The 7,333-nt window shown below is 74.9% G+C and carries 5 protein-coding genes; all 5 read left to right on the top strand.

Annotation, left to right across the window (positions count from 1 at the left end; translation table 11 throughout):
- Window positions 1-2,565 (top strand): TIGR02680 family protein (locus AC2CJA_RS21645; protein ID WP_484604341.1); only part of this gene is annotated, 2,565 nt, incomplete at its 5' end.
- Complete coding sequence (locus tag AC2CJA_RS21640; RefSeq protein WP_484604340.1) at window positions 2,562-3,824, top strand: TIGR02679 family protein; 1,263 nt, start codon at window positions 2,562-2,564, stop codon at window positions 3,822-3,824. The genes AC2CJA_RS21645 and AC2CJA_RS21640, both read left to right, overlap by 4 nt.
- A 404-nt stretch (window positions 3,825-4,228) precedes the next feature.
- Window positions 4,229-5,368 carry a FecCD family ABC transporter permease gene (locus AC2CJA_RS21635; RefSeq protein ID WP_484604339.1) on the top strand — a complete coding sequence of 380 codons (1,140 nt, stop codon included), beginning with the start codon at window positions 4,229-4,231 and terminating at the stop codon, window positions 5,366-5,368.
- Between the two features lies 1 nt (window position 5,369).
- On the top strand, window positions 5,370-6,170 hold the full coding sequence (locus AC2CJA_RS21630; RefSeq protein ID WP_484604338.1) for an ABC transporter ATP-binding protein: 801 nt from the start codon (window positions 5,370-5,372) through the stop codon (window positions 6,168-6,170).
- A complete protein-coding gene (locus AC2CJA_RS21625) occupies window positions 6,161-7,177 on the top strand; it encodes an ABC transporter substrate-binding protein (RefSeq protein ID WP_484604337.1) in 1,017 nt (338 codons plus the stop codon). Before AC2CJA_RS21630 ends, AC2CJA_RS21625 begins: the two co-directional genes overlap by 10 nt.
- Window positions 7,178-7,333 lie beyond the last annotated feature (156 nt).

Here is a 7,333-nt window from a genome sequence, read left to right as displayed (position 1 = left end):
GGCGCGCACCGCGCCCGGGCGGCCCACCTGGCCGACCGGGCGGCGGACCTGGCCCAGCGGCTTCGTACGGCGCGCAGCCGGGCCGCGGAGGCGGAAGCGGAGCTGGCCGCGCTGGAGGCGGGACGCCAGAGGGGCCCCCAGGGCCCGTACACCCGTACCCCCGGTGTCAGGGACCGGGCGGCCGGTGCGCCGCTGTGGCGGCTCGTCGACTTCCGCCCGCATCTGGCGGAGACCGAGCGCGCGGGCCTGGAGGCGGCCCTGGAGGCGTCCGGCCTGCTGGACGCGTGGGTGCGCCCGGACGGCGCCGCGGTCCTCGCCGACGGCCACGACGTCCTGCTGGCGCCCACGCCGGTTTCCGGGAGCCTGGCCGCCGGGCCCACCCTGGCCGACGTGCTGCGCCCGGCCCCGGACCACGGCGATGTCCGGGCCGCCGGTGTGGGAGAGGAGACCGTGGCGCGGCTGCTGGCCGCGATCAAGCTGGGCGAGGCCCCCCGTGCCGCCTCCGGCGGGGGCGGCACGGGCGACACCTGGGTGTCGCCGGACGGCCGTTTCCGGACCGGCGCGCTGACCGGGAGCTGGAGCAAACCGGCCGCCGAGTACGTGGGCGAGGGCGCCCGCGAGGAGGCCCGCCGCGCCCGCGTCACCACTCTGCGGGACGAGCTGTCCGCTTCGCGCGAGGAGCTGGCCGGGCTGGAGGAGGCGTCCCGCGCGGTGGCGGAGCGCCGCCGCGTACTGGACGCCGAACTGTCGGCCTTCCCCGGCGACGACGACCTGCGCCGGGCCCACGCGCTGTCCGCCGCGGCCGCCGACACGGTCGGCCGGGTCCGCACCCGCCACGAGGAGCGCTCCGCCGAACTGGCCGAGGCGGCCCGTCAGGCGGAGCGGGCCGCGGCCGAACTCACCGAGACGGCCGCCGCCGTCCAGCTGCCCGCCGACCGCACCGGACTCGCGGCCGTCCGCCAGGCCCTCGCCGATCTCACCGCCCACCTCGCCGCCCTGTGGCCCGCGCTGAGGGAGCACACCGACGCCGAGAGCGCCCTCGCCGAGGAACGGGCCGAGGCGGAGCGGGCCGGGGAGCGGGCCGCCGAGCTGACCCTGCGCACGGAGGAGGCGGCGCGGCGGGCCGCCGCGGCCGACGAGCACCACACCACCCTGCGTTCCACCGTCGGCGCCGCCGTCGCCGACCTGCAGCGCCGTCTGGCCGAGACCGTCGAGGCGGCACGGCTGTGCGGGCAGGAGCAGAAGCGGGCCCGCCAGGAGCATCAGCGGGCGGACCGGGACGCCGGCCGCGCCGAGGGGCGCATCGAACAGCTGGACGAGGATGTCACCGAGGCCGCGGCGGCCCGGGACCGGGCCGTCGCGGCACTCCAGCGGTTCGCGGCGACCGGACTGCTGGCGGTGGCCCTGCCCGACATCGGCCAGCCGGAGGCCGACGGGCCGTGGGCGGCGACCCCGGCCGTCGTCCTGGCCCGCGCCGTCGAGTCCGAACTCGCCGGGACCGACGACTCCGACGGCGCCTGGGAGCGGGTGCAGAAACGGCTGAGCGAGGAGCTGACCAGGCTTCAGGAGGCGCTGTCGAGGCACGGGCACACCGCCTCGGCCCGCAGTGGCGAGGACGGCATGGTCGTCGACATCGTCTACCAGGGGCGCGAGCGCGCCGTGCCGGAACTCGCCGAGGCGCTCGCCGCCGAGGTGGAGGAGCTGAGCCGCATCCTGTCCGCGCGCGAACGGGAGATCCTGGAGACCCACCTCGTCACCGAGGTCGCCGGCTCCCTCCAGGAGCTGATCGGCACCGCCGAGCGGCAGGTGCGGGCCATGAACGCCGAACTGGAGGAGCGGCCGACCTCCACCGGCATGGTGCTGCGTCTGGTGTGGCGGCCCTCGCGGAAGGCGCCGCCCGGGCTCGCCCAGGCCCGCGAGAGGCTGCGCCAGTCCGCCGACGCCTGGTCACCGGAGGACCGGGCCGCGGTCGGCGGGTTCCTCCAGGAGCAGATCGCGCGCCGGCACGCCGACGACGGCTCCGGAAGCTGGCTGGAGGACCTCACCGCGGCCCTCGACTACCGCACCTGGCACGAGTTCGGCATCGAACGCCACCAGCACGGCAGGTGGGTCCCGGCCACCGGGCCCGCCTCGGGCGGGGAGCGGGTGCTGGCGGCGTCGGTGCCGCTGTTCGCCGCCGCGTCCGCGCACTACGCCAGCGCCTCCGTGCCGCACGCCCCGCGCCTGGTCACCCTGGACGAGGCGTTCGCCGGCGTGGACGACGACTCGCGCGCCAAGTGCCTGGGGCTGCTGCACGCCTTCGACCTGGACGTGGTGATGACCAGCGAGCGCGAATGGGCCTGTTACCCGCAGGTGCCGGGCATCGCCATCGCCCAGCTCTCGCGCGTCGACGAGATCTCCGCGGTCCTGGTGACCCGCTGGGAGTGGGACGGGACGCGGCGGTCGCGGGGCGCGGACCCGCAGGCGTACGGCGAGCCGGAACACGCCTCCCCGGCCGCGGCCTCCACCGGGACGGTCGCCGCCGGCACCGGGAAGCCCACGGCCCAGGATTCCCCGTGGACATGACTCCACGTCCCGAGCGGATCGACACCGCCCGCCTCACCCGCCTGCTCGGCGTACCCGAACTGGCCTGGCTTCTCGACCGCGCCCGGCACCGGATGGCCCGCGGCCGCCCCCTGGCCGGCGCGGCCACCCTGACCGGTCCCGACGCGGCCCAGCGGGCGGCGGTGGAGCGCCTGCTGGGCCGCGCCCCGCGCGGCGGACGTTCCCTGACGGTGCGTCTGGAGACGGTGGACGAGATCCTGCGCCGCTCCGGCGTCAGCCCGGACGGGCTGGCCGCCGCCGTGACTGCCCTGACCGGCCCCGTGACCCGGATCGACCAGACGCGCCGGGCCGAGGCGACGGCCTGGGAGGAGGCCCACGCGCCGCTCGGAGAGCTCGGCGCCGCCCGCCCCGAACTGGCCGACTGGGCCGCCCGCGTGCGCGCGGAGGGCCTGGCCCGCCGTCTGGCCCGGACCCCACAGGCGGCCCGCCCGCTCCTGGCGGACGCGGCGGCGGCCCTGCGTGCGCTGCCCGCCGACCCTCCGGTCTCCCTGGCGGCCTTCGCCGCCAGGACCCTCGGCAGCGCCCACGCCCTGGACGACGGCAGACCGCTCGCCACCCTCGTACTGTCCGGAACACGCGCGCTGACCGGCTTCGCCGACGGCTCCGGCGCCCGGTGGCGGCGCGAGGCATGGGCCTCGGCGGGACTGCTGAAGGACGAGCTGTCCTCCACCGTCCTCACCCTCAACCTGCGCGGCACTCCGGCGCTGGACTGGTCGGCCGGTGCGGGCGAGCCCGCCGTCCTCACCCTGCGCCAACTGGCCCGCGACACCTCCTTCGTGCCGCAGGCGGCCTCCGGACGCGTCCACGTCTGCGAGAACCCGGCCGTGGTCGCGGCGGCGGCCGACGCCCACGGCTCCGGCTGCCCGCCCATGGTCTGCCTCCAGGGCCAGCCCTCGGCCGCCGCCCTCGCCCTGCTGCGCCGCCTGCACGCCCGCGGCGCCCGGCTGCTGTATCACGGCGACTTCGACTGGGGCGGGCTGCGCATCGCCGCCGCGCTGGCCCGCGCCGTTCCGTGGCGGCCCTGGCGCTACACGGGCGCCGACTACCGCGCCGCCGCCACCACCGCGTCCGGACTACCCGCCCTGACGGGCACCCCCGCCGAGTCCCCCTGGGACCCGGACCTGTCCGGCGCCCTCGCCGGACTCGGCGTGCGCGTCGAGGAGGAGACGGTCCTCGACGACCTGCTCTCCGACCTCGGGGACCCCGCACCGACTCCGTGAGGCCCGCGGCCGGCGGGGAAGCGGCCCTCCCTCGGGGGGAGGCGACTCCCGTGTCGGGACCCGCCCGGCGCGAGGGGCCGGACGGCGCGCCGGAGGCGAGGGACACGCCGAGCGGAGAACGCTCTTGACAATCGTTTTCATATGATGGGATGTTGTATCCCTCAAGGGCGGGCCCGACGCCTCTTCGTCCAGATATCTCGATGGTCGAGAGGGGGCTTCGGCGTTCCCGCCCGGGGGTGTGATCCGTGTGGCGGCCGACGGGCGCTGCCGAGCCGTCGGGCGGCCGTGCGGCGCCGTGGTGGTCCGTCCCGGGCCGCCCGCCCCGGCATGCGCCCGGTGGGCGAGGGGCGTCGGGCGGCACATCCCGGACGAGTCCCGTTTCCCGTGTTCGAAAGGCCGGTCACATGTCCCCGCCCGCGACCTCCACGCCGTCGGCGAGCGTCGACGGCGCCGCGTCGGCAGACGCGAAGCAGCCCGAGCCTCCGGCGGGGCCGGCCGGCCGGCTCGGCTCCCGTACGGGCGTGGCGCTGACGTGCGTCTCCCTGTCGCTCCTTCTCGCCGTGTCCGTCCTCCTGGCCATCGGTACGGGTTCCGCCGTGGTCACGCCGGGTGACACCGCCCGGTACCTGTGGGCCGCACTCAGCGGTGGCGCCATCGCCGCGGACGAGGTGACCACGTATCAGATCATCTGGCAGATCCGTACCCCGCGCGTGCTGCTGGCGGCGCTGGTGGGAGCGGGGCTGAGCGCCGTCGGCGTCGCCATTCAGGCCATGGTGCGCAACGCCCTGGCCGACCCCTTCGTCCTGGGCGTCTCCTCGGGCGCTTCCGTGGGCGCGGTCGCCGTCACGGTCACGGGCGGGCTGGCGGCGCTGGGCGTCTACGCGATGTCCGCCGGAGCCTTCGCGGGCGCTCTGGTGGCCTCCCTGCTGGTGTACGCCGCGTCGTCCGGCGGCGGCGGTCTGTCCCCGCTGCGCCTCGTCCTGACGGGAGTGGCCATGTCGCTCGGGTTCCAGGCCGTGATGAGCGTGATCATCTACCTGGTTCCCAGCAGCGAGGCCACCGGTATGGTCCTGTACTGGACGATGGGCAGCTTCGGGGCGGCGACCTGGGGGGCGCTTCCGGCGGTCACGGGGGCCGTGCTGTTCGGCGTGCTCCTGCTGTACCGGCGCAGCCGCGTGCTGGACGTCATGGCCCTCGGCGACGAGACCGCCGCGAGCCTCGGCGTCGATCCGGACCGGCACCGCAGGCACCTCCTCGTGATCGTGTCGCTCGTCACCGGTGCGATGGTCGCCACCAGCGGTGCCATCGGCTTCGTCGGGCTGGTCATGCCCCACCTGGTCCGCATGGCGGCCGGCTCCACCCACACCCGGGTCCTGGCCGTCGCCCCCCTGGCCGGCGCGGTCTTCATGGTCTGGGTCGACCTGGTCTCCCGGACCCTGGTGGCCCCGCGTGAACTCCCTCTGGGAGTCATCACCGCCCTCGTCGGAGTCCCGGTGTTCATCGTCCTGATGCGCCGTAGGGCCTACATGTTCGGAGGACGCTGAGATGGACCTCGAACTCGACGGGCTCTCGGTGGTGACGGACGGCAGGGCCCTGGTGCGGGACCTGTCCCTGGAGGCGGCGGACGGGCGGGTCACGGGCCTGGTCGGTCCCAACGGGAGCGGGAAGTCCACCGCGCTCAGGTGCGTGTACCGCGCGCTGCGCCCCAGCTCCGGCGCCGTGCGGGTGGGCGGCGAGGACCTGTCCCGCCTGACGATGCGCCGCAGCGCGCAGCTCATCGCGGCGCTGACCCAGGACGGGGCCGTGGAACTCGACTTCACCGTGGAGGAGGTCGTCGCACTCGGGCGCACCCCCCACATCCAGGGCAACCAGGCGCTCAGCCGCCGGGAGAGGGAGCTGTGCGAGCGGGCGATGGAGCGGATGGACGTCCTCCACCTCGCCCGGCGGGGCGTCCTCACCCTGTCGGGCGGTGAGCGGCAGCGTGTCCTGGTCGCCCGTGCCCTCGTCCAGGAGCCCCGCGTCCTGGTCCTGGACGAGCCGACCAACCACCTCGACGTACGCCACCAGGTCGAACTGCTGTCCCTGCTGCGCGGCTCGGGACTCACCGTGCTGGTCGTTCTGCACGACCTCAATCTCGCCGCCGCCGCGTGCGACCGGCTCGCTGTCCTCTCCGGGGGACGCCTGGTGGCCGCCGGCACCCCTCACGACGTCCTGACCGCGGAACTGGTCCGCGACGTGTTCGGCGTCCGCGCCAGCGTCGTCGCGCACCCGCTGACCGGTGACCCGCAACTGCTGTACTCGCTGTCCCCCTCTCCACTGAACGGAAGTGCCACACCATGCCCGTAGCCCGCCCCTCGACCGCCGCGCGCAGGCGCGCCGCCCTCGGATCCGCCCTCACGGCCGCACTGCTGCTCAGCGGATGCGGCGCCGAGGTCGACGCGGACGCCAAGTCCGCGGAATCGGAGAAGGTCACCGTCAACAGGTGCGGTGAGCCGGTGGAGTACACGACCCCCGAGCGGGCCGTCGCCTACGAGGGCGGCAGCGCCGACAAGCTCTTCAGTCTCGGTCTGACCGACCACGTCCTGGGCTATGTGCTGCCGCCGGCGAACCCGCCCGTGACCGAGTCGCCGTGGGCGGCCGAGTACGCCAAGGTGAAGATGCTCAGCGACGACCTGCTCAACAAGGAACTCGTCGTGGACGCCAAGGCCGACTTCGTGGTGGCGGGCTGGAACTCGGGTTTCAGCGACCAGCGGGGCATCACCCCGGAGATCCTGGACAAGCTCGGCATCCAGAGCTTCATGCACACCGAGAGCTGCTTCAACTACCCCGGACACCCGGAAAGGGTCACCCCGTTCAAGGCCCTCTACAGCGACCTGGAGCGCCTGGGGAAGATCTTCGGTGTGGAGGACAAGGCGGCGGAGGTCGTGGCCGGTATGAAGAAGCGGGTGGAGGCCGTGGCCGCGAAGGCGCCCGAGGGCGACCCGGTGCCGGTCTTCCTCTACGACTCCGGCACGGACCAGCCGTTCACCGCCGGCAGCCAGGTCCCGCCCAACGACATCATCAAGGCGGCGGGCGGCAGGAACATCTTCGACGATCTGGACCAGCGGTGGACCCAGGTGAGCTGGGAGGCCGTCACGGAGGCCGAACCCGAGGTCGTCATCATCCTCGACTACGGCGACCAGCCCGCCCAGGAGAAGATCGACTTCCTGAAGGAATCGCCCCGCACCAGCAAGCTGCCCGCCGTCGAGAAGGACAACTTCTTCATCCTCGACTTCAACGAGGGGATCAGCGGACCGCGCAACATCGACGGCCTGGAGAGGTTCGCGGACTACCTGCGTTCCCTCAAGGGCTGACGGGAAGACACCGCGGGAGAGGCCCCGGCGGGTGACACCGGCCGTGTACGCACGGGGCCGAGGGGGGGGGGGGGGGGGCGGGGGGGGCGGCCGCGGGGGGACGTACCGTGCCCGTGAGGGGGTACGGGGAACCGCCTTCCCGGGATTCACGCCGTC

Source organism: Streptomyces sp. ATLC9, from assembly GCF_057196705.1.
The sequence above is the reverse complement of the archived record's forward strand: the minus strand, read 5'-3'. Positions and strand labels throughout refer to the sequence as shown.